Here is a 25,809-nt window from a genome sequence, read left to right on the forward strand (position 1 = left end):
ATAATTGACAAATCAAAAAATTTTAATTATACTAACTAATAATATTAAATATCGAGGTTCCAAAATGATTAACAACTTTAAAAAATTTTATTTTTTCTTTATGAATGATCCACATTAGTTTTTGGCTAATAAAATGTGGGTCCTCTTTGATGTTCGTTAATCATCTAGGGGATAAAGAAGACGTCCCCTGGGACGTCTTTTTTTATTATAAAGGAGGCACATAAAAAGTAAAATAGAAAAATTTATTGCAAGTAAAATATTATTAAGTATTTTTATTAAAAAACGATAGAAAAAAGGTAAAAGATGACTTTTAAAGAACTCAGTAACAAAATTAACATTAAAGATGTAAAAGAGCTAAATCATTTAAATGATGTGCAGCGAGAAAAGAAAGAAAAACGTGATAAGGAACTTGAAGCGATAATTAAGGGTGAAGATGATAGAATTCTCTTAGTCATTGGCCCCTGCTCATCAGATAATGAAGCTGCAGTTTTAGAATATGCTCACAGATTGTCAAAACTTCAAAAAGAAGTAGAAGATAAAATTTTTATTGTGATGCGTATTTACACTGCAAAACCACGGACAAACGGAGATGGCTATAAAGGTCTCATTCATGAACCTGATGCAGATGGACACACAGACCTTATCAATGGGATAAAAATGGTTCGCGACCTTCACTATAAAGTAATTACTGAGACTGGTCTGACTACAGCAGATGAGATGCTATACCCAGAAAATCTACCATTAGTTGATGACTTAGTAAGTTACTATGCGGTTGGCGCTCGCTCAGTTGAAAATCAACAACATCGCTTTGTTGCCTCAGGAATAGATGCCCCAACAGGGATGAAAAACCCGACATCAGGGAATTTAAAAGTTATGTTTAATGGAATGTATGCGGCCCAACAATCTCAAGATTTTCTATTTGGAAATGCTGAAGTAGAAACATCAGGAAATCCATTAGCTCATGCCATCCTTCGTGGGGGACAAGATGAAAATGGTAAAAACCATCCAAATTACTATACAGATAATCTTCTTGAAAGTATCGAAATATACGAAAAAATGGGCTTAAAAAATCCATTTATTGTTATTGATACTAATCATGATAACTCTGGGAAGAAGTATATGGAACAAATAAGAATTGTTCGTCAAACATTAGTCAATCGTAATTGGGATGAACAAATTCATAAATATGTCAGAGGATTTATGATTGAATCATATCTTGAAGACGGTCGTCAAGACAAACCAGAAGTATTTGGAAAATCAATCACTGACCCATGTTTGGGTTGGGATAAAACAGAAGAACTTATTAATGAAATTTATAATTCGTGATTGTAAAATGAAAAGAGGAGGAAGGAAGATTAATAGGAAGCTTTCATTATCACACCATCTTTTAGTATAAATAATATAAAAGAGTAGTTTTGCTACTTTTTTAATTTATCTTTTTATATAAGTTTTAGTTTATTAAAAAATAAATCTTTCATTTGTGTATTTTTTTTAAATAAGATGTATAATGTATTTATCATCTACAGATGTAAACTTTACGAAAAATAGGAGAACTAAGATGACTTATAAAACTAGTACTGAAAACAAAGCGTTAGAAATTGTAAATGTTAAATCACTTGAAGGTAAAGTGAAACAAAGTATGGAGGCTGCGGGAAATAAAGGTGCCTTTGGGTATATCCGTGGTGGCTCTGAAGATGAGTGGACACTGAATGAAAATACATCAGCATTTAACAAAAAACAAATTATGCCTCGAGTATTAAGAGGAGTTGATTCTGCAGATTTAAGTACCTCACTCTTTGGTATAAAATTAAAAACACCAATTATCCAAGCACCAGTTGCCGCACAAGGCCTTGCTCATGCAGAAGGAGAAGTTGCAACAGCAAAAGCGATGGCTGAAGTTGGCTCAATCTTTTCAATTAGTACTTATGGAAGTACATCAGTGGAAGATGCTGCAAAAACTGCACCTGGTGCTCCACAATTTTTCCAACTGTATATGAGTAAAGATGATAAATTTAATGAATTTCTTTTAAAAAAAGCTGTAGATGCCGGGGTTAAAGCAATTATTTTAACCGCTGATTCAACACTAGGTGGCTATCGAGAAGAAGATATTGTCAATCATTTCCAATTTCCTTTACCAATGCCAAATTTAGCAGCTTTTTCGGAAAGTGATGGAACCGGAAAAGGAATCAGCGAAATTTATGCAGCAGCAAAACAAGGACTTGTTTTAGAAGATATTCAAAAAATTAAAAAAATAACTAATCTTCCTGTAATTGTTAAGGGGGTTCAATCTCCTATTGATGCAGATGACGCCATTAACGCCGGGGCAGACGGTATCTGGGTTTCAAATCATGGGGGACGACAATTAGATGGAGGACCTGCTTCAATTGATGTCTTGCCCCTCATCGCTAAAAGTGTTAATCATCGAGTTCCTGTTATTTTTGATAGTGGAGTTAGACGTGGGGAACATGTCTTCAAAGCTTTAGCACAAGGAGCAGATGTTGTTGCGGTAGGTCGTCCAGTTCTTTATGGTTTGAATTTAGGGGGAGCCAAAGGTGTTCAATCTGTTTTTGAACACTTAAACAAAGAACTAAGTATCACTATGCAACTTGCTGGAACAAAAAATATTGAAGAAATCAAACATACCTCATTGATTGACTAATAGTTCAAATAAAAAAGTACCTTATAGAGGTACTTTTTTTATCCTATTTGATAAAATAGTTAGTTTTGAAAGTTTATTTGATCAATTTTTGAAACAATTTCCTTATCTACCCAAACCGAAACACTTCCATCATTGACGTAAAATTCAGCTCCACCATTTTGATCCAGCGTAATAGGTATTTCATGTCTTCCAAATAAATCTATATAAACTTTACCTGCATACGCCTTATCAATTATCATATATTTTGAGCCACCATTTTTATTAGTTAAAATACATGATAATCCATATTCCTTATTATCTATTTTTAAAATATTTGTCCATCCAATAATATCAGGATGATCAAAATAATCATTTTCCCTTAAAAACTCAGAGTCCTTACGCAATGCTATCATAGTTCTCAAGTTATCACCTACAGGATTAACATTACGTGAGGGTATTCCATATAAATCTCCCCAAAAGACAGTAGGAGTTCCTTTTTTGCGAAGTAAAATTAAGCTATAAGCGTGCTCTTTAAACCAAGCTGGAATCCAAGATTGAAGAGCCTGTCCTTCTTGAGTATCATGGTTATCAACAAAAGTGACCGAGAGTTCTGGTTGGCTGGCAGTGAGTGTGTGATCAAAAAGAGTACGCATATCAAATTCTCCATTGGTTGAAGAGGCTTCTTTCATATTAAAATGTAGTGGTACATCAAATAATTGTATTTTATCACCAGATTGTTCAAGATAATACTCTAATTTGCCAAGATCATCAGACCAGTACTCTCCAACAATAAAAAGTTTTTTATCTAATTGCTTTGCTCTCTGTTCAAGCCATTTATCAAAATATTTGAAATCAATATGTTTAATTGCATCTAATCGAAAACCATCAATTTTTGTCATTTCTGAAAACCAATGTCCCCATTTTTCAAGTTGTTCTACTGTTTCGGAAACACTAAAATCAAGATCAGCCCCCATTAAATAATCAAAATTATTATTCTCTGAATCTACATTTTCATCCCATTCATGTCCTTCAAATTCAAGAATTTCTTCTTGATTTTTCCTTTCGTCATAATCAATTCCCGTAAAGTTGTGCCAGGTCCATATATAATTGTCGTATTTTCCTTGTCTTCCTGGAAATGTAAATTTGGTCCAAACTTCAACAGTTTTATTATTTTCGATGTTATGAAGATGATTATCTTCTGCTTTAATATCAGCTTCAATAGTTTCTGTTTCATCAGCACCCATCATGTGATTAAAAACGATATCCGCATACACTTTAATATTGTTGTGGTGTAGTGTATTAATTAAATCAAGATATTCATCTTTAGTCCCATATTTTGTAGGAATTGTCCCTTTTTGATCAAATTCCCCTAAGTCGAATAAATCATAGGTCCCATAACCAACATCTTCAACTCCAGAAGCTGCCTTGGAAGCTGGAGGTAACCACAATCCTGAAAATCCTAACTTTCCTAAGTCAGGAATATTCTCTTTTATATTATTCCAGTGCTGAGAATCTGAGGGTAAATACCATTCAAAAGCTTGAAGGATTGTTTTCATAAAATCATTTCTCCTTTTTCAAATTGATACAATTCTTTTCTAAAAACTAGCGCTATTAATAATTAGTATACACAAAAAGGAATCTGAAAGACAGCAGAATGTTTTAGAATTAATTAGAATATTCAAAAATATAATACTATCATCATTGGTGAATGTATTTTTTGTAAGACGATATTTTTGAATATTCTGAAATTTAATCATACAATGAATTTATACTGAATTGAAAGGAGTTAGAACATGAAAGAAATTTCTTACAGCAAAATACTCTTAGTAGCTAAAAATGCACATCTTTATTTTTTCGATTCCTTAAATAATATTGATGTAATTTCAGGACGCCGATTAGTCCATTTTATAAAAAGTGATGTGGGAAAGCACCGGCTTGCCCGTTATCACCTTATTATATTTTTAGATTCTGGTTTTAAAGCTAACTATCCTAATATTATAAAGGATTTTACCGAGGCAAAGATGATTCTATTTTTTTGGAATCATTTGACTCAAAAATATATTGATTTGCTACACACCTCTAGAGAAATAGGAGTAATTGATTCCTACTATAGTTTTGACCCTATTGAAGCAAAAAAATATGGGCTCTATCATAATTCTACTTTTTATACTCCTTGTATAAATTTACCTCTTCAAATACCAGATTATGATTTGTTTTTTGGAGGAAATGATAAAGGAAGAACTCAACTTGCACATGTTATTTTAGATAAATGTGCCAGTTTAGATATTTCAATATTACTTTATATCATTAATGGAGAAAAAGGTTTTAAAAATAAAGGATATTTACCCTATCCAAAATTTTTAGAGTTCCTAATTAACAGTAATGGTATTCTTGAAATTATGCAAGAAAACCAGACAGGTTTGACCTTGAGAACAATGGAGGCTATTTTCTTTAAGAAAAAATTAGTTACAACAAACAAAGCCATCAAGCATTACCTATTTTATCATCCAGATAATATTTTTATTTTGGGAGAGGACTCAATAGAGAACTTATCTAAATTTTTGGAAAAAGACTATCATCCGCTAGAACATGATAAAATTAATTTTTTTGAAAGTCAAAATTGGTTAGATAGATTTTTATTTCCTGAAAAAGAATTACTAAATATTGAATATCGAGATAGTTTACTGGATGGTTAAAATGTTTAGCAAAATTACTAATGACCAAATCAAAATAAATAAATAAAAAGACATCAAAATAGATGTCTTTTTATCATTATATTAATAATCTAAATAACTTTTATATACTATGAAAATGACAAATCGTCTTGTATATTTCATAATTTTTAATACTAGTCTTGGAAACCCAATCTTGAACATGTTATACTGTAAGAGTATAAAAATTAGGAAATGGTGTTATATGTCAGCTATTAGTTTTATTGCTGTGATGATGATTGGTGTTATCGGGGCAAATATAATCAAAGAGTTTTTTCCACAAATTTCAGAAACTTTTATCTTGATTGGTGTGGGCCTTATTTTGAGTTTCCTACCAGAATTTCAAAATTTTGAATTGGAGCCAGAGTTTTTTATGATGTTAATCATTGCTCCATTAATGTTTTATGAGGGAAGTAAAACTTCATTAAAAAAAGTACGTAAAAATTTTAGAGGAATATTTTTTCTATCAATTACTTTAGCAGTGGTAACTGTACTTTTGGTAGCAGTGCTTACGAATAATATAATGGGTAGTTGGATTTTTCCTTTAGCTATCTGTTTTGCAGCAATTGTAACGCCAACAGATGCAGTTGCTGTAAAGTCAATAATTTCCGGAAATAAAATGCCCGAAGGGGTTAATGAAGCAGTTGAATTTGAATCTTTATTTAATGATGCAACGGGGTTAGTTTTACTGAGCTTAGGATTATCTGTTTTAGAGAGTGGGCATTTCAGTATTTGGGAAGGACTTGGTCGCTTTATATTTGTCTCAATTGGTGGAATTATAATTGGTTTAGTTATCGGTGCTCTACTGGTACGAATTAGGACGGCAATCAATCTCAGAGCAACTCGGCCAGAAGCTACCATAATTCCTATTTCAATTCTGACCCCCTTCTTTATTTATTTGTTAGCAGAACATTTTGGAACTTCTGGTGTCCTAGCTGTTGTTGCTGCTGGGTTGATTCATAACTTTGAAGGAGATATGCTCAAACTGACTTCAACAAATGTTCAATTAACGAATAATACAATCTGGGAGATTTTAAGTGATATTCTGAATAACTTTGTTTTTATTCTCTTGGGTGTAAGTCTATTTGGAATTTGGGACATTTTTAAGTCACTTGGTTGGAAAGAATCAATTGTACTATTTTTGATAAGCGTTTTAGTTTATTTGCTTATGCTATTTATAAGAAAATTTTGGACTAATAGAAAAAGAAATAAATCAATCGAACACTTTTTCTCTGATGTTAAAGAAGAGCGTAACAGTGATTCAACAATTTTTGCTTTGTCAGGAGCCCATGGAACAATGACATTAGCAATGGCTTTCTCTTTACCTTTAAATACTAGTATTTTGAGCAACGAGAACAGGGAAATTATTATTACAATGGCCGCTATTGTTATTCTTTTAAGTCTTATTGTACCAACACTGATTCTGCCAAAATTATTACCGGCACTTGGAGATGAAAGTTCTGATAATATCAATCAGGTTCGTAACGATATGGTTGATTATGCGATTCTTCATATGGTAGAAGAAATCGAGGATAGTAAAGTTCGTAGTAGTCTTACCAAACAACTACAATCACAAAAGGGATTACAAATTCCTGACCATACCAAGAGTAGTAAATTAATGGACGAGATAATAAGTTGGCAGGAAACATTACTTGATACAACAACTATAAAAGCACAATTTTCATCTAAAGTTATTGACTATTTTAGAATTTATCTAGAAAACAGTAGTAAACATTCAACTGGTAAGAAAATAAGACGATTATTCTCCAAAAGACGACGTGGCAGAAGAGTAGATTCAGTAGAAATGCAAGAATTTGCGACAATAAGAACTGATATAAGCCGACTAGAAAGCAGTTTATATCAACAAACAATCGAAAAATTAAGTTCTCTTGAAAAAGAGCGATTAGAAAATAAGATAACTGACTTTAGTGATATTGAAGAAGTAAAACATATTTTGGAAAATAGACATTACCGTATTCGTAACGAAATTCAAGAAGATACAATTATTCCAAACGAATTACTCATAGAGGCTTTTCAACTTGAATATCAATTTGTATTGAACCAGGTAAAAACTGATGTAATTTCTAAAGAAACAAGTAATAAACTTTTTAAAGAGATAAATAATGCTCAAGTTTTACAATTACAGAAACAATAAAAAGCCTATTGAGGCTTTTTTCTAAAGTAACTAAATATATTACCAATAAAGTTGATTCGCATGGTTCATAGCAACGATAAACGATTATGTTCCATCAAACAGTCGTAGGATCATTACCCTCTTTATTAGAACTCAGTTGATTACTGGTAATTATCAATTCTATTTGCTAGAATATGCTTGTGTTGGACAAGAGCTTATGATGTTGGAGTGTCTTTATTATTTCATTGATAATAATAAAATCAGTCTATAACAAGTAATGGGTGCCTAATGAATTTACAAAAATTTAAAAGATTGTTGCTAGAGAAATTGATACATGGAGGTGATGATAGATGAAATTAATACTATCATCAATTTTGTTAGGATTCGGTGGATTTGATCCAGTGGGAGCAGTGCTTATAATGGCTGCACTAGCAAATGGAACAAAGAAAAAACAAGTATATTTATTTTCTTTAATGGCTCTACTTTCCACGGTTATTTTCGGATTAATATTTTCATACGGTACAAGTATAAGCTTGAATTATTTTATAGATATAATGAATCATATTCCAAATATGGCTTATGTATTTACCGGTTTTTTGATATCCATTGTATGTGTAGCTTGGTTTATAAGATCTACCTTACTGAAAGAAAATAAAGAAAGAGTAGATGATCAGAAAGAATCGAAATTTATGAAATTTGCAAAGAGAAGTATGCCACTTGCAGGTTTTATTTTTGGGTTTTGGGCTATGTCAGATCCGACTTTTTGGGCGGAGGTGGCACTAAGTGCAAAAGAGGGGAATATACTATCAACAATATTATGTTTAACAATTTGGATGTTGTTAGGACAGATTCCTTTATATACTTTAGTATTATCATTAATATTTAATGTCTATGAAAAATTGATTAAAATAGCAAGTAGTTATTTAGATAAAAATAACCGAAGAAAAAAATTAAGTAATGTCACTAGAATAATAATATCATTATTTATATTAGGTATTGGTATTTATTTTTTTATTGATTCATTGGTATATTTACTAAAAGGGATTTGGTTATATTAGTTTATATATTATCGTGAATTAATATAAAACATGTTTAGTGTTTGATAAACAGATTATAATCTAAGTTTATCTAATCACTTTTATAGTTTAGTCGCAAAATATACAAGTTTAAAAGAAGAATAAGGCTTTTGGTCATATTCTTTTTAGTGTCCAATTTACTATGTTCATACTGAGCAATTTTTAATAACAAAATATAGTGAAATGATAAAATAGAATGAGAATATGAAAACTCCTACAAAAAATATTAATTTAGAAAAAGAGGAACAGCTGTGAATATTGAAGTTTTACTTGAAAAGAAAGAACAAATACAGGTTAAGATTTTACGTCAGTTGTTCCTCAAACATGATAAGCTAACTGCGCAGGAACTGTGTGATTGGGTAAACCTCTCTCGACCTTCGGTTCAGAGTTATTTGGAGGATATATCTTATATAGGACGGATGATTGGGGAACCCATGGAAGTTATTCGTCAGAACAATAAACTCGTTCTAAACATGTCGGAATCACAAACCTTAGATGAAGTCATCAGTTTTTTAATCCAAGATAGTATCAAATATCGCCTGATTCTCTTATTTTTAGAACAAAAAAATTACATGATTTTTGAATTAGCAGAACTCTTGCTACTCAGTGAATCTACTTTGTTTCGCAAAATCAAAGAACTCAATAATCTTTTATTGGAATTTGATATTCAAATCAAAAATAATAAATTGATCGGAGAAGAAAGTCAAATTCGCTATTTTTACTATCTGCTATTTGATTCGCTTCACCCTAAATTTCGACCAGATTTGCTGCAAGTCACTAAGTTTCAGGTTGAATTTGTACAGCAACTTGAAGAAACATTAAAAGTAAATTTTTCCGAAAGTAGCAAAGATAAACTTTATCGGTGGTTGGCAATCACAGAAAGAAGGCGGAAACTTACAGATATCCAAATTACTAAATCTTTGGAAATGAAGAAAATATACCAAGATGATCATCTCTATCAACTATTGGATTCTCTTTTTTATCAACATATTTATGATAATCAGAGTAAGGATAACTGTGAGACAATTTTTTTCTACAGTTTTCTCCAATCTTTTTTCATTCTAGATAAAGAAAGTTATTACCGTTTTGATATTTACCGCAGTAAAAAAATTCCAACTGTCCTCTTGAATATTTCATTAAGAGAGCGAATGTTAAACCACTATCGTCCTCATCGTTTAGGTTTCGAAGAGGAGAAAGCCATCAGTTATCAGTTAGCTCAAGTAAACAATAAATTCACCTTTTTCCAAGGTAGCCTCTTTACCAAAATTCAAGAAGATTTGATGCTGCATAAACAAAACTGGGTTGATAAGAGTTTTCAAGATTTACTGGATAACCTCAAAGATATTGCTTTAAGTTATATTCCCAAAGAGCAAGATTTACCAGAACTCATCTTTGGTTATCGCAATGCCCTAATGCTGCTGGAGCTCTTATCTGCTCAACAATTGACGGTGGCTTATGATTTGTCTGATACACCTGCCTATCAAATCCCGATGGAACACTATCTGAAAAATCACCTCAGATCTGTTGAAAAGATAAAATTAGAGCATTATCAAGAAAGCCAGAGTTATGATCTACTTATCTCAAGTAAAAGAAATGACAGTCGAAAGTTTGTCTATATACTTTCCGAGTTTTCCAGTGATTATGATTTTGAAGAGTTATTGTCGCGTATTGAAAACTTAAAAAAAGAAAAATTTCAAAAAAAAGCAATTTTGAATTAAGAATAAAACACGAAAGAGGGGTGCTCTCCTCTTTTTTTATGTTTTCACGTGAATATTATTTTACATTTATGAAGATATTACTGCGGTCCCATTATTTAGCATTTTCTCACTGAATTTATTACAGAATAGATGAAGAATTAAGAATAGCAACTCAAATAAGGTTAAAATTAAATTGGGGTAGAGACTCCCTCTCGAATCTGTTGTTTATTTTCGACTGCCAATTTTTTTTTGAATTTGATAAAAAATGAAAGTTTCTATTCGTTTTAAAATGCTATAATATAAATTATAGAAAGCGTTTACAAAGGAGAAACAACATGACAGAAACTTCTTACATTATGGCAATTGACCAAGGTACAACAAGCTCAAGAGCTATTATATTTGATAAACAGGGTAAACACATCGGAAGTTCCCAAAAAGAATTTACACAGTACTTTCCTAAAGAAGGTTGGGTGGAACATGATGCCAACGAAATTTGGAACTCTGTTCAATCTGTTATCGCAGGGGCTTTTATCGAATCTGGTATTAAGCCTGTGCAGGTTGCTGCTATTGGTATTACTAACCAACGTGAAACAACCATTATCTGGGATAAAAAAACAGGTATACCAATCTACCATGCCATCGTTTGGCAATCACGTCAATCTGCCGATATTGCAAACGGTCTTAAAGATGGAGGACATGATGAACTATTCCACAAAAAGACAGGACTTATTGTCGACTCATACTTTTCAGCTACAAAAATTCGTTGGATTCTTGACCATGTTGAAGGAGCACAAGAGCGGGCTGAACGAGGTGAGCTGCTCTTTGGAACAATTGATACATGGCTTTTATGGAAGTTGACAGATGGCGATGTACATTATACAGATTACTCTAATGCCAGCCGTACTATGCTCTACAACATTCATGAGTTAAAATGGGACGAAGAAATCCTGAAAATTCTGAATATCCCAGCTTCAATGCTTCCAGAGGTTAAATCAAACTCAGAAGTTTATGGTGTGACTAAAGGCTTCCATTTCTTTGGATCTGAAGTACCAATCTCAGGTATGGCTGGTGACCAGCAAGCCGCATTATTTGGTCAAATGGCCTTTGAACCGGGGATGATTAAAAATACTTATGGTACAGGTTCATTTATCGTTATGAATACAGGTGAGAAACCACATATTTCCAAAAATAACATGCTCACAACAATTGGCTATGGTATTAATGGAAAAGTTTATTATGCCTTAGAAGGAAGTATCTTTGTTGCAGGTTCATCAATCCAATGGTTACGTGATGGTTTAAAGATGTTGGAACGTGCCAGTGATTCTGAAGAAGTTGCACTCCAGTCTATGAATCAAGATGAAGTTTATGTGGTTCCAGCTTTTGTCGGCCTTGGAGCACCATATTGGGACCAAGAAGCGCGTGGTGCAATGTTTGGATTGACACGTGGAACGACAAAAGAAGATATTGTAAAAGCGACCTTACAAGGCATAGCTTATCAAGTCCGTGATGTAGTCAGCACTATGAAAGAAGATACAGGAATCGATATGTCTGTACTCAAAGTAGATGGTGGCGCAGCAAATAATGAATACCTGATGCAGTTCCAAGCTGATATCTTGAATATCCCTATTCAACGTGCGGGAGATCTGGAAACGACAGCGCTCGGTGCAGCCTTCCTTGCAGGTCTTGCAGTTGGTTTTTGGAAAGATCTAGAAGAACTCAAAGAATCTTATGAGCCTGGCAAAATTTTCCAAACGCAGATGCAAGAAGAATGTAGAGAAGAACTCTATGCCGGTTGGAAAAAAGCTGTGAATGCAACACGTGCTTTCAAATAATAATCAATCAGACAGTAACATAAAGGAGAATAGAAATGGCTTTTTCTAAAAAAACAAGACAAGAAGCAATCACAAAAGTTCAGAATGAAGAAATGGATTTACTCATTATCGGAGGTGGTATTACTGGTGCTGGATTGACTTTACAAGCGGCAGCCACTGGTATGAAAGTTGCTGTGCTTGAAATGCAGGACTTTTCAGAAGGAACATCGTCACGCTCAACGAAACTCGTGCATGGGGGTATCCGTTATCTAAAAAACTTTGATGTCGAAGTCGTTTCCGACACTGTTTCAGAACGTGCTGTTGTTCAAAGTATTGCGCCACATATTCCTAAGCCAGACCCGATGTTACTTCCTATTTACAATGATGAAGGCAAAACGACTTTTGATATGTTTTCTGTGAAAATCGCCATGGATTTGTATGATCGGTTGGCAGGTATTGATGAAGGTTCTCCATATGCCAACTATACCATCTCACCAGAAGAAGTGCTACGCCGTGAGCCACTGATCAAAAAAAAGGGTTTGCAAGGTGCAGGGGTTTATCTTGACTACCGTAACAATGATTCACGTTTGGTGATTGACAATATTAAAAAAGCTGTTGAAGACGGCGCAAAAGCCATCAGCAAGATGAAAGTGATTGATTTTATCTATACTGATGGACAAATCTCTGGTGTTCGGGCGCGTGACTTATTGACAGATGAAGTCATTGAAGTAAAATCTAAACTTGTGATTAACACAAGTGGTCCTTGGGTAGATAAGATACGTTACTTGAACTTCACTCGTCCGATTGTGCCAAAAATGCGTCCGACAAAAGGAGTCCATCTCGTTGTTGATGCTGCCAAATTACCTGTGCCTCAACCAACATATTTTGATACAGGAAAACATGATAAACGTATGGTTTTTGCTATTCCACGTGAAAATAAAACATATTTTGGTACGACAGATACGGATTATCATGGGGACTTTACCGATCCAAAGGTTACTCAAGAAGATGTGGACTACCTTTTAGATGTCATCAATTTCCGTTATCCTGGAGCAAATATCACGATTAATGACATTGAAGCGTCATGGGCTGGATTGCGTCCATTGCTAGGTGGGAATTCGGGTTCAGACTATAACGGAGGTGATAACGGTGCAGTTTCTGAAACTAGCTTTAACGCTGTCGTAGAGGCCGTGCTTCGCTATAAAAATAAAACAGCAACTAAAGCCGAAGTAGAGCATTTATTGAATAATATGGAATCAAGTCTTTCAGAAAAAGGGGACGCGCCATCTTCAGTTTCTCGTGGGAGTTCACTTGAACGTGAGAGTGATGGTTTGATTACTTTAGCTGGTGGGAAAATCACTGACTACCGTAAAATGGCAGCAGGTGCTATGGAGCTTATCTGCCAGCTGCTTGTTGAGGACTTTGATTTGAAATATGAACCAATCGACTCTAAAAAATACCAGATCTCTGGTGGTGAATTTGATCCAACTAAGGTTGAAGAAGTCGTTGCTGAAAACATGAAAATCGGTGTTGCTGCAGGTCTTACAGAAGAGGAGTCGAAATACATAGCAGACTTTTATGGCATGAACGCACTCCAAGTATTTGCCTATGCTTCTGAAATGAGACCTTATGAAGGATTATCTTTAGCAGAATCAGCCCGTCTGCGCTATGCGCTTGAGGATGAAATGATCTTGACACCGGTAGACTACTTGCTTCGTCGTACTAACCATATTTTATTTATGCGTGAAAGTGTAGATACAATCAAAGTTCATGTTGTCAATGTCATTGCGGACTTTCTCGGTTGGTCTGTAGAAGAAAAAGCAGAACAAGAAAAAGCTTTGGAAAAAGCGCTTCGTGAATCTGACTTATCAGACTTGAAGAAATAAAAATAGTTCGAAGATAATTGAAACAAATAAAAAAATAGAAATAAGGGGTCAATATGCACTCAGAAATGGTACAGCTACTTGGTGAATTTTTAGGCACATTTATCTTAATACTTCTTGGTAACGGAGTCGTTTCAGGCGTTGTCCTGAACAAAACGAAAGCAACAGGAGCGGGTTGGGTTGCTATCACTCTCGGTTGGGGATTTGCAGTAATGATGGGGGTTTATGTTTCTGGATTTATGTCGCCAGCCCATTTGAATCCAGCAGTAACAATTGCAATGGCAATGATTGGGAGCTTTAGCTGGAGTTTGGTTCTTCCTTATATTATTGCACAAATGCTTGGTGCAATGGTCGCCAGCATTATCCTCTACCTAATGTTTTACCCTCACTATGCTGAAACAAAAAATCCAGCAGATATCTTGGGCACGTTTTCTACAGGTCCGGCTCTTCGTCAGACAGGCCCAAATTTGATTAGTGAAATTGTTGGTACTGCAGTATTGACGACAGGAATTCTTGCCTTCGGTCAATACGCTATTACGCAAACTTCAGGTGTTTCACCTCTTTTAGTAGGTGCCATTATCACAGCTATTGGTTTATCACTTGGTGCAACAACAGGATACTCTTTAAATCCCGCACGTGACTTAGGTCCCCGTATCATGCATGCCATCTTACCTATCAAAGGTAAAGGAGATTCAGACTGGTCTTACGCATGGATACCTGTTTTAGGTCCAATCATTGGCGGTAGCTTAGGTGCCCTTCTCTTTAATATAGTTATTCAATTTGCAAGTAAATAAACTGAAATAATATACAAAAAAAGAGTTAGACAAAGTTCTAACTCTTTTTTTTAAAAATAAATGAGCCATAAGAAAAAATTTTCTATAATCAAAGTCACATAATCAATTGGGAAAAAATTTTATTCAAATATAATTCTTGATGATGATGGAAAGTCTGTCCAGCATGTTTAAGAGTTTCCTACTTGTACTTGATTTCTATTGTTAGATTATACAATTTGGTATTGGTAGTTATCTAAGTCCGTTCCATAGAGATGTTTGATGTTGACATTATAAATGTTCTGTAAGGGGGGATATATTATTTAGTTATGCATGTCATATATATTTTTATTTCGAATATGGGAATATTGGTGGATTCCTTTAAATAATTCATTATAGAAACTAAAAAAACCACTTGAAAATTTTAGTGGTTTTTTTGAAGTAATTCTTCATATATTCAATTGAAATTAATTATTCAAGAGCAGAGTAATATAATTATACAAATTCTTCATACTCATTAGGATCTTGATTATCTACCCTGCCATCTTCTCGTTTTAAGGCTGTGATTTTATTAATCTCTTCAGTAGAAAGTGAAAAATCAAAAATATCTATATTTTTTCTTTGGTGTTCTGGAGAAGATGCTTTAACAATAGGTATAATACCTCTTTCAATTTGCCATCTTAGAATGATTTGACCAGTATCCTTATCATATTTTTGAGCTATGTTTTGAATCAGGCTTTCCTCAAGCTCTTTACTACCTCGGCCTAAAGGGCTCCATGCCTCAGTTAATATGCCATACTTTTTATTAATTTTCAATAGCTTTTCTTGAGGCCAGTAAGGGTGAATTTCATTTTGATTAATTGCTGGTATAACACCAGTTTCTTGAATTATTTTGTCGAGATGGTCTTCCTCAAAATTAGATACCCCAATTGATCTTACAAGACCCCGTTTTTTTGCTGCAATTAGTGCTTTCCAAGCTTCAACATAATTATCTTGCTTTGGTAGTGGCCAGTGGATCAAGTAAAGATCAAAATAGCTCAATCCCGTTCGTAATAAAGACTCTTCAATCATCTTCAAAGCATCTTCAAAATGATGATATTTACCAGGTAGCTTAGTTGTCACAAAAAAATTTGATCGAGGGATGCCAGAACGACGAATTGCTTCTCCAACTGCTCCTTCACTATCATAATTAGTTGAGGTATCAAGTAAACGATAACCACTTTGTATAGCCGTTAAAATTTGCTCCACCCCTTCATATCCACGAATCTGAAATGTTCCTAACCCTATTTTAGGAATCAAATGTCCATCATTAAGCGTATGTTTTTCTTGTTCAATCATTTTCTTGTTCTATTTTCCTTTCTGATTGTTTAAGTTTATGAATATTATGTCAATATAAACTTTTGCAGGTTTTCAAAGTTAATCGAATATCTAACCGTTAACTGTGTATAGTACAAAGTTTAACGTAAGTATACTCAATTGTGAAATAATATGTTTATTATTGTTTTTCCAATAAGCTTTACCTCTATTGTATAAGTTTTATCATACCAGGAGCAAATCTTTGATGCAAATTTAGATATTAAAAAATGATTTTTAAAACATGAGATTTGATGGTAGCATATAATATTATCGTGCTCAAAAAATGAGAGATATAATAAAAAGTGGGGTTAAGTAAAGGACATTATTCAGTTCTTTAATAGTCTTTCTGAGATAGTTGAAGGTAAATATAGTATTAATAAATTATAAAATAAGTCATATCATTTGAATGCGCTTTCTAATTGTGTTAGATTAGGGTTAAATCATAAAATGTATTCTAAAGAAAGAGGTGACATATGATTTGGTCATTAATTGTTGGTGCATTAATCGGATTAATCGCTGGTGCGATTACAAATAAGGGAAGTTCAATGGGCTGGATTGCTAATATCTTAGCAGGGTTAGTTGGATCTTTTGTAGGTCAAGCCTTACTTGGAACTTGGGGTCCCTCGCTAGCTGGTATGGCGCTAATCCCATCCATTGTTGGTGCAGTGATTGTGGTTGCTGTTGTATCTTTCGTCCTATCTAAAATGAATTAGTAGATCTTAGGATCTAGAAAGGAGGAACTTTGGCAACTGGAAAGAAAATAATACTCATTATCCTTGATCTCCTTTTACTTACGCTTGTTCTACCAATGACTTGGGATTATTACAATTTCATGGAGTATGATTGGAGGACAACGACCTCTAGTAACATTCCGTTCATAGGAAAATATATGACAGACTATTTGTTTTGGGGGAACATCGTTTTAACAGTCATATTAATTCTCGCCTTGATTGTAATTCTTTTTTATCCTCGAACCTATATGGATGTACAACTCACTTCAAATAATGGAGATTTAACTTTAAAAAAGTCTGCCATTGAAGGTTTTGTAGGTGAAAAAGTAAAAGAAAATGATTACCTTAAAAACTCAAAAATCGCTGTTTCACTTTTTAAAAATAAGATAAAAATTGATATAAAAGGTGAGATTATTCCTCGAGTTGAAGTGGCACAAAAAGCCCAAGTTCTGGAACAGGAAATCATTGAAGGCTTAAAAAAATTCTTTGGATTGGAACATACGGTTAAACTTAAAGTAAAAGTCAATACATTAAGTAAAGACGATAACCCTAAACGACAACGTGTTATGTAGGAGGGATCAATGGATTATTTCGAAAAAAATCGATACCCGATTATAGGGGGAATCGTAGGTGCACTCATTGCTGTGTGTATCTTCACTATTGGATTTTGGAAAATGATTCTGGTTTTATTTTTAATTGGATTAGGAATTTACATTGGTCTATTTTTAAAAAAATCAGGAATCATTGATCAATTTATAAATCGTAAATAACATTATAAAAGGAGAAGATTATGGTACAAGAAAACATGAAAGCATTTGGAACAATGGCAGAAAAAGAAACTCCTAAAACAAAGGAAACCCAACCAGAAATTAAGGGGACTTTGACTTATGAAGATAAAGTTGTGCAAAAGATTGTAGGACTAGCATTAGAATCAGTGGATGGACTTCTTTCTGTAGAAGGTGGGTTCTTCTCAAACTTAACAGGAAAACTTATTAATACTGATGATGTTACAACAGGTGTTGACGTAGAAGTTGGGAAAACACAGGTTGCAGTAGACTTGAAAGTAGTTACAGAATATCGTAAGAATGTGCCTGATATTTATGAAAAAATTAAAGAAGTCATTCGTAAAGAGGTTGCGGCAATGACAGAATTGGAAGTTGTTGAAGTTAACGTAACAGTCACAGATATTAAAACGAAAGAGCAACAAAAAGAAGATGATGTAAGTATTCAAGATCGAGTGACTAGCGCGGCTCAAACAACTGGAAAATTCACCTCTGAACAAGTTGATAAAGTAAAAGACAAAGTAGAAGACAATACAGATAAAGAAGCTAGAGTTAAATAAATTTCTAGATAAATCGTGAGAAATAAAAGCCTCTATTATGAGGCTTTTTTAGTAAGTGAGTTCAATTATATAGTTTTTTATTTAGATAGAAGTATCGAGTCAAATAAGTCTAAGGAGATCTTTCATGATAGATTATATTGAAGTGGACGGGGGAAATAGTAATTTAAAGGAGCTTAACTGTTCAAACAGTAATTCTTTACACTCAGTGGTATATCTTTTTAACCCTAAAAATAAAATCTACGATTTTTTTAAAGAAGAGTATCAGCTTGATTTGGAAAACCTTTTGTATGAAGAAGAGGAAGTGATACACGAGATATCTGATACAAAGACAGGTAAAGAAGAATTAAAGATACTTTTTATTTTACCTCACCAAAACTTGAAAAATGATTTGAATCGGAAAATAAAGGCTTTAGTTATCTTAAAACTAGAGGAAAAGCTCATTATTGTAACGAGTGAGAAAGAAGACTTCATTTCTGATTTTTTTAACAATACAGAAGAAAATGTTGAAAGAAGTGAGGTAAATTTTATCCAGCTTTTGAATGTGAGCATCCAAAAAGTAATTAAAGATGTTAAAGAGAAAAGAGAAGAAATTAGTTTGTTGGAAACACAAATACAAAGTATAGGACCTTCAGGGACAATATTTGATGAAATTTTGCGACTGAAAAAATATCTTATCTTGTTAGATTTTATTATTGATTCCGATAGAAAAATATTAAGCTTTATAAAAAGAGAACAAATGGAAAATATTAAAGAAATTCATATGCAAACTGAAGTAACTCTTCTTCAAGAGAGGATGGACACCTTAGAGTCTTTGGTAAGAGCTTATAATAAGTACCTTTCTAGCTTGGATGCAATTATAAATAATAATAGTTCGTTTCAGTTGAACAATATTATGAAAACGTTAACTGAGCTTACAGTTGTCTTAACAATACCAACAATTACTTATGGGTTTTGGGGAATAAATCTCAAGTTGCCTTTTCAAGGTGTCCCTTATGGTTCGTTACTTGTAATTGTTATTTCACTTCTAATCAGTCTATTAGTTTGGTACTGGTTAAAAAAGAAAAAATCTCTTTAGAAAAATTTATAAAATTATAAAGAAAAGAAGGAAAAACTATGAAAATTGGCCTAGTAAAAGCAAACTTCCCTGGAGAAAGACGAGTCCCACTTCTACCAAAAGATATTAAAGATTTTAAAAATGAAATATTGGTAGAGGAGGGGTTTGGAAAATTTCTTGATATTGATGATCAAGAATACATTGACAAAGGATGTCACATTTTATCAAGAGCTGAAGTCTTTGCGGAATCAGAAGCAATCTTCTCACTAAAACTCATCCAGCCTACTGACTATTCCCATCTTAGAGAGGGACAGATGATTATAGGCTGGACACATCCTTTTGGTTCAGGACAATCGTTCATGAAAGAGCAAGCTCTGCCTAAAAAGTTAATTGTTGTAGATTTAGATAGTAACTCGCCTTGCATTTATTATGAAAATGAGATATTTGAATCAGGTATTCCAAAGGGACTATTATATAAAAATAGTTTTTACGCAGGCTATGCAGGGGTTATAGACGCTTTGTTGCAATATGGATTTATTCCAACTGAAGAGACAAAAATAGCTATTTTAGGTTCTGGAAATGTTGCGCAAGGTGCCTTTAGTAGTATCTCAAAATATTCCTCAAACATCCGAATGTATTATCGAAAAACAATGTCAATTTTCAAAGAAAATTATACAAAGTACGACATCATTATTAATGGAATTGAAATTGGGAAAGATGATGATCCAATTTTAAGCTTTTCAGAACAAAAATCATTGAAAAAAGGGGCATTAATAATTGATGTAGCAGCTGATGCTGGAAATACAATTGAAGGAACACATTTTACTAGTATGGATGACCCTATCTACGAAAATGATGGAAAATACTATTATGTTGTTCCTAATACTCCATCACTCATCTATCGAAATGTAAGTCAAAATTTAAGTAAGATTTTGAGTGAGAATATCTTTAGTGAAGATTGTTCACGATTTTTAAGTATTAAATCTTGAAGAAACAATTATATTTCTTTGAGTATTAATTCCATTGCTGCAGCAGCAATAGTAGCAAAAAAATATATTAGCTCATTCTATCACCAATTACATTAAAATAAGCTTTATGCATAATAAAATGTATGTAAAAAATTGACTGTCGCAATTAGGTGCTTTTTGATTACTAATTTATATAAAAAAAAGCTTGTACAAAGCGGATTGGTATTAATAACATATAAAATAATTATGGTCAGTCAAAAACTCATCTTGCAATAAATAGCAGATAAGTTTCTAATATAAATCAGATCTATTTTGATGAACGAAGTTTAAAAATGCATCTAAGATAGGATGATCATTTTCTTTAAAAGCATAAACCAATTTTTGTGAACTTCTCTCTTCGTTCAAATTTAAAAATTTTACACGATATTTTTTTGACAAATAACCATTATCCATGCCAGAGTAAAGAAATGCGATCCCTTCACCAAGTGATGTTTTAGAAGGTCCTTCATCTAAACTCTTAACATAATAATTAGCCTTTGCATGAAAGCCATGCTACAAACACTTGTTAATCACATAATCAAATACTAATGGGGATTTATTTCGTTCAATGAGAATGAGAGTTTCATCAGCTAAATCAGAAAATTTTATTTCTTTTTTGGTTGCTAATTTATGATTATTTTGAATGGCGACTTGTAAATTATTGGTTTTAAATAAAGAAGTTTTAATTTTATTATTATGAGGAATATAATCCTCTAAATTCAGTACTAAATCATAGTCGTCATCCGTGAGTCCGTTACTTAGTTCCATAGGAGAACCTTGTTCAATTACAAATTTTACATTTGGATATTGTGTTTTAAACTGCTCTATTAAATCATATAATTTACTAAAGTCAAAAATTAGATAAGCAACCAACTTTAATTAATGCCCCATTATTCTCGAGAAGGCCGTCAGACTCAAACATAGATGATATAGAGTCAATTTGGTCTAAAACTTTTCTAACTTTCACCAGTAATTGTTTAACTTCTGGAGAAAGGATTATATCATTTGTATTACTGCGGTTAAAGAGTGTTACCCCCAACTCTAACTCTAATTCTTGTATCCTTCTGCTTAAAGTTGGTTGAGAGATAAATAAATTTTGTGAAGCTGTTCTCAGTTGCTACCTCAACAAAATATCGTAGAGTTGATAGTTTCATCTGACCTCCGATCATTATTAGAATATCATAAATGATCCGTAAAGTCATATGGTAAAAGCTAGAATAATTAGTTTAGAAGAGGAAATTGAAGATAAGAAGTATTAATACCTCCAGTATGTAAAATATGAACCCCTGAATTATCAGGAGTGCAACCAGGTGTGCCTGGCATTACTGAACCAAGCTCATCTTTTGAACTTATAACGATTCTAAGTGTTTCATCTTTATCGGAGGATAGACCGATTGGGCTTAAGATGATATCAAGTTCTACCACTTGTTTCTCAGAGAGTTTTTCAACTCGATCCAAACTATAAGCAGGGATTTCGTCAGTTGAATGCTCTACATCAAGATGGCGCATTGAAGCTCTTAACCTACCCCAAGCACCTTTATACCGAAGTGCTGAGGCACCATTTTGGGTAAAGTCTTGCAATGCTGCACCGTGATTAGGTACAACAAATTCACTTAGTACGTTACCAAATTTATCTAGTTTTTGTAGCCACACAAATACATTCATATCATTATAATTTTCAACTTTCATGTATAACTTAACCTTAGGATAACCTACAATTGTCTTTATCATAATAGTATGGCCATTCTTGCTTATCGTGAATTCTCAGCCATTTTTCTTTTGAACCTAAGTTTCTCCAAGAGCGGAAAGTACCCATTTTATGAAGTGTGTTAGAATAACTTGCAATGACAAAAGCAGGTACAGTAATTTTTGATGTATCAGCTACTTTATCTTTCCAAACTGCAGCAGTGGCTAGAGGGTAGCACTCCATTTCTTTTACCAAGTCTTCTCGCTTTGCTCCTTTTGCACTTACATGATTAACTTGTAATCTCTCAATGAAGTTTTTATCTCGAATCACTCCAATAAAGGCCAGATCTCGATAGCCATCTGAGAGCCCTTCAGTAGGATTAATACAAGTGAGGTGAGGAGGTTGTTCAGCAGCTATGTACCACTGAGAAAGGGCAAGGTAAGAGGTACCAGTAAGTGCTGTTTTACCATTACTCCATTCTTTATTAGCAATCCATTCAATTAAATCATAACCATCTTGAGCTTCTTGAGATCCTATCATAGTGGTATTGCCTTCACTGTGTGCAATCCCCCTCATATCTGGATTACATACTGCATATCCGTGGGCACACCAATATGAAGGATCTGGAGCTTCAAATTTTGTTAGACCAGAATTCCATGCATTGCCCATACCAATCATATTGAAGAGATTTTTATAGCGAGGCGCAGTCCCAGCGCTTTTACCATAGGGACTCCAAGCAATAAGTGTGGGAACTTTCTCACTTTTATTTGGTAAGTAGATATCCGTGTAAATAGTTACACCATCTCTTAATTTCACATGGATATCTTTAAGCAATTTGATATCACAATCCAACGGTTTGAAACCTTCAGCGATAAGTGTTCCTTTCTTTAATAAAATTTCTTTGGGTCCAAACTTACTTAATATACCATGTTCCATACCATTATCTACATAATCGAATGATTGACTAAATTTCATTTTATCTGTAATTTTTACTACCATAATTGACCTCCATTTTTATTTTGTAAAGTTTATTATAAATGGTATACCGGTACTTGTAAAATACTAATTATGAATGATGTTTGTATATATAGACTCGGTATTCAATTTTTGAATAGTGCTAAGAAAAATTGCATAAAGAGGCTTAAATTTCCTGATAAATTCACATTCTCTAAAATAAGTAAATATTGTGGTCAGTATTAAAGCTATTATAAATCTTTATTCTGTTTTTGAAACAATTAAACATCTAACTAGAGAGTCACTTCAATTCTTTTAAAACACTTAATCTCATATATAATGAAACTTTCTTGTATCAGATCATGACACGAAAAAGATCAAAGGAATAGCTACTAAGAAAAAATTAGATAGAGGGATATTGTATGTATATTCTTTTTTTTGATATCTAAGAAATTGATTTAAAACACACAAAAATTTAATCTTTTGACTTCTTAACGGTTTAATGGTTTAATTTATTAAACTATTAAAAGAATGTTCATAGAAAATAGGAGATAAAATGGACTTAAAAACACAATTCTCTGATCTGACCGGATTTTTACAAGCTTTAGGTAATACGAATCGTCAGGATATTATTATGGCACTGCTTGATAATCTTTCTTGTGAAGGACTTCGAGTTGAGGAAATAGCCCACAAAATAAATTTGTCGAGACCAGCAACATCACATCACTTAAAAGTATTAAAAAGTGTTAACATGGTAGATTTTAAAAGAGAAGGCACCAAAAATCACTACTATCTGACACACAATACGGATAATATAAAAAGATTAAAAGACTTGTTAGATAATACCCTAGAAATAATGGAGGAAAAATCATGAAAAAGGTCTTAATAGTTGAAACAAATGTTGAAAAATATGGCGATAGTTATGAAGCTACCGGCTTATGGCTGGGGGAAGCGGCAGAATTTGTTGACGAGTTAAATAAGGCTGGAGTTCAGTATGATTTTGTTAGTCCTAAGGGAGGGTATGTACCTATTGACCCAAGAAGTATGAAATATATTGATGGATCCATTATGAAAATATATTCTAATCGAGATTTTATAGTTCGTGGACTGTCAAATACTTTATCGCCTAAACAGGTGAATCCTGCAGATTATTTTGCTATATATTATACAGGCGGTCATGGAGTGATGTGGGATTTTTATCATTCCGAGGAGATAGAGCGTTTAGCAAGTGAAATATATGAAAATGAAGGCTTTCTTTTATCAGTTTGTCATGGTATTGCTGGGCTTCTTAACATAAAAGATGAGGAAGGAAATTATTATATTAAAGATAAGAATATCACTGGTTTTACTAAAACAGAAGAAATACTTGCTGGAAAGACTAAAATAGTACCTTTTTTTAATGAAGTTGAAGCAATAAAAAGAGGGGCAAATTTTAAGAAAAAAAGATTTTATAAGGAATTTGCCGTTAAAGATGGGCGAATCATTACAGGACAAAATCCTTTTTCTGTAAGAGCAGTAGCAAAACAATTTCTTGAGGAGGTAAAATAGGTGCAAACAGTATTAGGTAGTAACGGACAAATAGGTCAGGAAGTTGCAAAGGAAATATATCGAAAATATACAAAAAAAATTCGTTTAGTTGGACGCCGACCTAAAAAGATACATCCAACAGATGAGTTAGTTTCAGCGGATTTAATGGATTTTGAACAGACTAAAACTGCTATAGATAGGAGTGATATTGTATATTTTACTGTAGGATTACCCATGGATAGTTCACTTTGGGAAGCCAATTTTTTTAAAATTATGGAAAATGTTATTACAGCATGCAAACTATATGGAAGCAAATTGGTATTTTTTGATAATACCTATATGTATCCTAAAGACAGCGAACCACAAACCGAGAATACACCATTTATTCCAGTAGGAAGAAAGTCAATTGTACGTGCAAAAATGGCTGAAATGGTCTTATCTGAAATACACAATCGTGAGTTAGATGCCGTGATATGTCGAGCACCAGAATTTTATGGACCTGATAAAACACAAAGTATCACTAATACAATGTTTTTAGACAAAATTAAAGAGGATAAGACGGCTAATATCCCCATCAATTCAAGTTGCCAGAGAAGCTTGATATGGACACCTGATGCGAGTCGTGCTATGGTCTTAATTGCAAATACACCTTCAGCCTACAATCAAACTTGGCATTTGCCCTGTGATAAACCACACAGTTACAAAGAACTGAGACAAATTGCAGAAAAAATATTAAATAAGAAAGTAAAAGCCAGAGTGATTCGAGAGTGGCAATTTAACCTCATTAAGTCATTTAATAAAAGTATCCAAGAACTAAACGAATTACTTCCACGCTATCGTCAAGATAATCTATTTATTTCTGATAAATTTAAGAAGCAATTTCCAGATTTTAAAATCACGACTATTGAGGAAGGCCTCTCAACTGTTTTAGATTGAATTTAACTAAAAAGGCCACAATTAAAGTGGCTTTTTTTAGTATTAGGGTCGGTATTGAGGTCAGTATTGGGGTTGGTATTAGAGAAGGTTATTAATATTAATATTGTATCTAAAAATGTTAGCAATGCTGTGAGAAAAAGCAAACTTTTTCAGAAAGATATATTTACCATTTATAAAAAGTAAATAACTGCTATTTATATTTAAATCAAATAAAAAACTACGAATTTTTTATATCACCAGTAATTCCTTAAAGTGATAAATATCAAAAAATATGATTAACGTAGAGAAAATTAGAATAATGAAAATTTTGGAGGGAAAATCTTCCTATGAAGAAGCTAAAGAATTGTCAGTACTGTTACTCTCATATCGTTAATTAGCCTTACTTACCTGTAGAAAAAACCCAAAAACATCTTTGAAGCACTAAAAACTCTAACTAGAGAGTCACTTCAATTTTTAATTATAATTAAAGATAAAAAAGAAGTTGTAGGTTAAGAC

22 protein-coding genes and 1 pseudogene are annotated in these 25,809 nt (G+C 33.1%); 18 read left to right on the forward strand and 5 right to left on the reverse strand.

The genetic code is table 11. The features are described from left to right. Window positions 1–303: 303 nt before the first annotated feature. Window positions 304–1,326 (forward strand): 3-deoxy-7-phosphoheptulonate synthase, encoded by a 1,023-nt coding sequence (locus LDP15_RS03445; RefSeq protein WP_015426480.1) that lies wholly within the window; start codon window positions 304–306, stop codon window positions 1,324–1,326. A gap of 232 nt (window positions 1,327–1,558) precedes the next feature. Further along, window positions 1,559–2,659 (forward strand): lactate oxidase, encoded by a 1,101-nt coding sequence (locus tag LDP15_RS03450; protein WP_042230388.1) that lies wholly within the window; start codon window positions 1,559–1,561, stop codon window positions 2,657–2,659. Between the two features lie 59 nt (window positions 2,660–2,718). Here the strand turns inward: LDP15_RS03450 and LDP15_RS03455 are convergent, their stop codons facing one another. Then, a complete protein-coding gene (locus LDP15_RS03455; RefSeq protein ID WP_015426478.1) occupies window positions 2,719–4,194 on the reverse strand; it encodes an alpha-amylase in 1,476 nt (491 codons plus the stop codon). A 237-nt stretch (window positions 4,195–4,431) separates the two neighbouring features. Between LDP15_RS03455 and LDP15_RS03460 the strand changes: the two genes are divergently transcribed. The 7 genes from LDP15_RS03460 to LDP15_RS03490 all read left to right on the forward strand — a co-directional run bounded on the left by LDP15_RS03460 (window position 4,432) and on the right by LDP15_RS03490 (window position 14,744). Then, window positions 4,432–5,334 (forward strand): hexosyltransferase, encoded by a 903-nt coding sequence (locus tag LDP15_RS03460; protein WP_136122578.1) that lies wholly within the window; start codon window positions 4,432–4,434, stop codon window positions 5,332–5,334. A gap of 220 nt (window positions 5,335–5,554) precedes the next feature. After that, window positions 5,555–7,504, forward strand: a complete 1,950-nt coding sequence (locus tag LDP15_RS03465) for a sodium:proton antiporter (protein ID WP_225513453.1) — start codon at window positions 5,555–5,557, stop codon at window positions 7,502–7,504. Between the two features lie 329 nt (window positions 7,505–7,833). Next, entirely contained in the window at window positions 7,834–8,541 is a 708-nt protein-coding gene (locus LDP15_RS03470; RefSeq protein WP_015426475.1) for a hypothetical protein, read from the forward strand. 269 nt (window positions 8,542–8,810) lie between these two features. Next, window positions 8,811–10,277 (forward strand): helix-turn-helix domain-containing protein, encoded by a 1,467-nt coding sequence (locus LDP15_RS03475; RefSeq protein ID WP_015426474.1) that lies wholly within the window; start codon window positions 8,811–8,813, stop codon window positions 10,275–10,277. Between the two features lie 314 nt (window positions 10,278–10,591). Next, the gene (gene glpK, locus LDP15_RS03480) at window positions 10,592–12,088 is read left to right on the forward strand and encodes a glycerol kinase GlpK (protein ID WP_015426473.1); all 1,497 of its coding nucleotides are present in this window, start codon (window positions 10,592–10,594) and stop codon (window positions 12,086–12,088) included. Between the two features lie 35 nt (window positions 12,089–12,123). Then, window positions 12,124–13,953 carry a type 1 glycerol-3-phosphate oxidase gene (gene glpO, locus LDP15_RS03485; RefSeq protein ID WP_015426472.1) on the forward strand — a complete coding sequence of 610 codons (1,830 nt, stop codon included), beginning with the start codon at window positions 12,124–12,126 and terminating at the stop codon, window positions 13,951–13,953. A gap of 53 nt (window positions 13,954–14,006) precedes the next feature. Next, complete coding sequence (locus LDP15_RS03490; RefSeq protein WP_340816955.1) at window positions 14,007–14,744, forward strand: MIP/aquaporin family protein; 738 nt, start codon at window positions 14,007–14,009, stop codon at window positions 14,742–14,744. 471 nt (window positions 14,745–15,215) lie between these two features. Here the strand turns inward: LDP15_RS03490 and LDP15_RS03495 are convergent, their stop codons facing one another. Then, window positions 15,216–16,058: an aldo/keto reductase gene (locus LDP15_RS03495; RefSeq protein WP_015426470.1), complete on the reverse strand. Its 843-nt coding sequence runs from the start codon at window positions 16,056–16,058 to the stop codon at window positions 15,216–15,218. A 491-nt stretch (window positions 16,059–16,549) separates the two neighbouring features. Between LDP15_RS03495 and LDP15_RS03500 the strand changes: the two genes are divergently transcribed. The 6 genes from LDP15_RS03500 (at window position 16,550) to LDP15_RS03525 (ending at window position 20,192) form a co-directional block, all read left to right on the forward strand. Continuing rightward, complete coding sequence (locus LDP15_RS03500) at window positions 16,550–16,789, forward strand: GlsB/YeaQ/YmgE family stress response membrane protein (protein ID WP_015426469.1); 240 nt, start codon at window positions 16,550–16,552, stop codon at window positions 16,787–16,789. 29 nt (window positions 16,790–16,818) lie between these two features. Next, window positions 16,819–17,379 carry an alkaline shock response membrane anchor protein AmaP gene (amaP, locus tag LDP15_RS03505; protein ID WP_012898582.1) on the forward strand — a complete coding sequence of 187 codons (561 nt, stop codon included), beginning with the start codon at window positions 16,819–16,821 and terminating at the stop codon, window positions 17,377–17,379. A gap of 9 nt (window positions 17,380–17,388) precedes the next feature. Next, window positions 17,389–17,577, forward strand: a complete 189-nt coding sequence (locus LDP15_RS03510; protein WP_015425997.1) for a DUF2273 domain-containing protein — start codon at window positions 17,389–17,391, stop codon at window positions 17,575–17,577. A 20-nt stretch (window positions 17,578–17,597) separates the two neighbouring features. Then, complete coding sequence (locus LDP15_RS03515) at window positions 17,598–18,149, forward strand: Asp23/Gls24 family envelope stress response protein (RefSeq protein ID WP_015425998.1); 552 nt, start codon at window positions 17,598–17,600, stop codon at window positions 18,147–18,149. A gap of 124 nt (window positions 18,150–18,273) precedes the next feature. Further along, window positions 18,274–19,224 (forward strand): CorA family divalent cation transporter, encoded by a 951-nt coding sequence (locus tag LDP15_RS03520; RefSeq protein WP_029344972.1) that lies wholly within the window; start codon window positions 18,274–18,276, stop codon window positions 19,222–19,224. A gap of 38 nt (window positions 19,225–19,262) precedes the next feature. Further along, complete coding sequence (locus tag LDP15_RS03525; protein ID WP_373442464.1) at window positions 19,263–20,192, forward strand: N(5)-(carboxyethyl)ornithine synthase; 930 nt, start codon at window positions 19,263–19,265, stop codon at window positions 20,190–20,192. Between the two features lie 531 nt (window positions 20,193–20,723). Here LDP15_RS03525 and LDP15_RS03530 read toward each other — a convergent pair. The 3 genes and pseudogenes from LDP15_RS03530 to LDP15_RS03540 all read right to left on the reverse strand — a co-directional run bounded on the left by LDP15_RS03530 (window position 20,724) and on the right by LDP15_RS03540 (window position 22,896). Beyond that, complete coding sequence (locus LDP15_RS03530; protein ID WP_225513278.1) at window positions 20,724–21,083, reverse strand: LysR substrate-binding domain-containing protein; 360 nt, start codon at window positions 21,081–21,083, stop codon at window positions 20,724–20,726. Next, window positions 21,061–21,324, reverse strand: coding sequence for a LysR family transcriptional regulator (locus LDP15_RS03535; protein ID WP_225513340.1), 264 nt, complete (start codon window positions 21,322–21,324; stop codon window positions 21,061–21,063). The genes LDP15_RS03530 and LDP15_RS03535 overlap by 23 nt, the downstream gene beginning before the upstream one ends. A 107-nt stretch (window positions 21,325–21,431) precedes the next feature. Beyond that, window positions 21,432–22,896: pseudogene (locus LDP15_RS03540) on the reverse strand (CocE/NonD family hydrolase). Between the two features lie 511 nt (window positions 22,897–23,407). On the opposite strand from LDP15_RS03540, the gene LDP15_RS03545 reads away from it, so the two are divergent. The 3 genes from LDP15_RS03545 to LDP15_RS03555 are packed head-to-tail and all read left to right on the forward strand — an operon-like array spanning window position 23,408 to window position 25,314. Next, window positions 23,408–23,725 carry a helix-turn-helix transcriptional regulator gene (locus LDP15_RS03545; RefSeq protein WP_042230380.1) on the forward strand — a complete coding sequence of 106 codons (318 nt, stop codon included), beginning with the start codon at window positions 23,408–23,410 and terminating at the stop codon, window positions 23,723–23,725. Beyond that, window positions 23,722–24,399, forward strand: a complete 678-nt coding sequence (locus tag LDP15_RS03550) for a type 1 glutamine amidotransferase domain-containing protein (protein ID WP_015426460.1) — start codon at window positions 23,722–23,724, stop codon at window positions 24,397–24,399. The genes LDP15_RS03545 and LDP15_RS03550 overlap by 4 nt, the downstream gene beginning before the upstream one ends. Then, complete coding sequence (locus LDP15_RS03555) at window positions 24,400–25,314, forward strand: NAD-dependent epimerase/dehydratase family protein (RefSeq protein WP_225513280.1); 915 nt, start codon at window positions 24,400–24,402, stop codon at window positions 25,312–25,314. The last annotated feature ends 495 nt before the right edge of the window (window positions 25,315–25,809 follow it).

The sequence above is a fragment of the Lactococcus sp. SK2-659 genome (genome assembly GCF_020218185.2).
Taxonomy (GTDB): Bacteria; Bacillota; Bacilli; order Lactobacillales; family Streptococcaceae; genus Lactococcus; species Lactococcus lactis.

What these genes read in the sequence shown, in the direction of transcription:
- LDP15_RS03445 (WP_015426480.1), top strand. Translation starts at nt 304, where the DNA reads ATGACTTTTAAAGAACTCAGTAACAAAATTAACATTAAAGATGTAAAA.
- LDP15_RS03450 (WP_042230388.1), top strand. Translation starts at nt 1,559, where the DNA reads ATGACTTATAAAACTAGTACTGAAAACAAAGCGTTAGAAATTGTAAAT.
- LDP15_RS03455 (WP_015426478.1), bottom strand. Translation starts at nt 4,194, where the DNA reads ATGAAAACAATCCTTCAAGCTTTTGAATGGTATTTACCCTCAGATTCT.
- LDP15_RS03460 (WP_136122578.1), top strand. Translation starts at nt 4,432, where the DNA reads ATGAAAGAAATTTCTTACAGCAAAATACTCTTAGTAGCTAAAAATGCA.
- LDP15_RS03465 (WP_225513453.1), top strand. Translation starts at nt 5,555, where the DNA reads ATGTCAGCTATTAGTTTTATTGCTGTGATGATGATTGGTGTTATCGGG.
- LDP15_RS03470 (WP_015426475.1), top strand. Translation starts at nt 7,834, where the DNA reads ATGAAATTAATACTATCATCAATTTTGTTAGGATTCGGTGGATTTGAT.
- glpK (WP_015426473.1), top strand. Translation starts at nt 10,592, where the DNA reads ATGACAGAAACTTCTTACATTATGGCAATTGACCAAGGTACAACAAGC.
- glpO (WP_015426472.1), top strand. Translation starts at nt 12,124, where the DNA reads ATGGCTTTTTCTAAAAAAACAAGACAAGAAGCAATCACAAAAGTTCAG.
- LDP15_RS03490 (WP_340816955.1), top strand. Translation starts at nt 14,007, where the DNA reads ATGCACTCAGAAATGGTACAGCTACTTGGTGAATTTTTAGGCACATTT.
- LDP15_RS03495 (WP_015426470.1), bottom strand. Translation starts at nt 16,058, where the DNA reads ATGATTGAACAAGAAAAACATACGCTTAATGATGGACATTTGATTCCT.
- LDP15_RS03500 (WP_015426469.1), top strand. Translation starts at nt 16,550, where the DNA reads ATGATTTGGTCATTAATTGTTGGTGCATTAATCGGATTAATCGCTGGT.
- LDP15_RS03510 (WP_015425997.1), top strand. Translation starts at nt 17,389, where the DNA reads ATGGATTATTTCGAAAAAAATCGATACCCGATTATAGGGGGAATCGTA.
- LDP15_RS03515 (WP_015425998.1), top strand. Translation starts at nt 17,598, where the DNA reads ATGGTACAAGAAAACATGAAAGCATTTGGAACAATGGCAGAAAAAGAA.
- LDP15_RS03520 (WP_029344972.1), top strand. Translation starts at nt 18,274, where the DNA reads ATGATAGATTATATTGAAGTGGACGGGGGAAATAGTAATTTAAAGGAG.
- LDP15_RS03525 (WP_373442464.1), top strand. Translation starts at nt 19,263, where the DNA reads ATGAAAATTGGCCTAGTAAAAGCAAACTTCCCTGGAGAAAGACGAGTC.
- LDP15_RS03545 (WP_042230380.1), top strand. Translation starts at nt 23,408, where the DNA reads ATGGACTTAAAAACACAATTCTCTGATCTGACCGGATTTTTACAAGCT.
- LDP15_RS03550 (WP_015426460.1), top strand. Translation starts at nt 23,722, where the DNA reads ATGAAAAAGGTCTTAATAGTTGAAACAAATGTTGAAAAATATGGCGAT.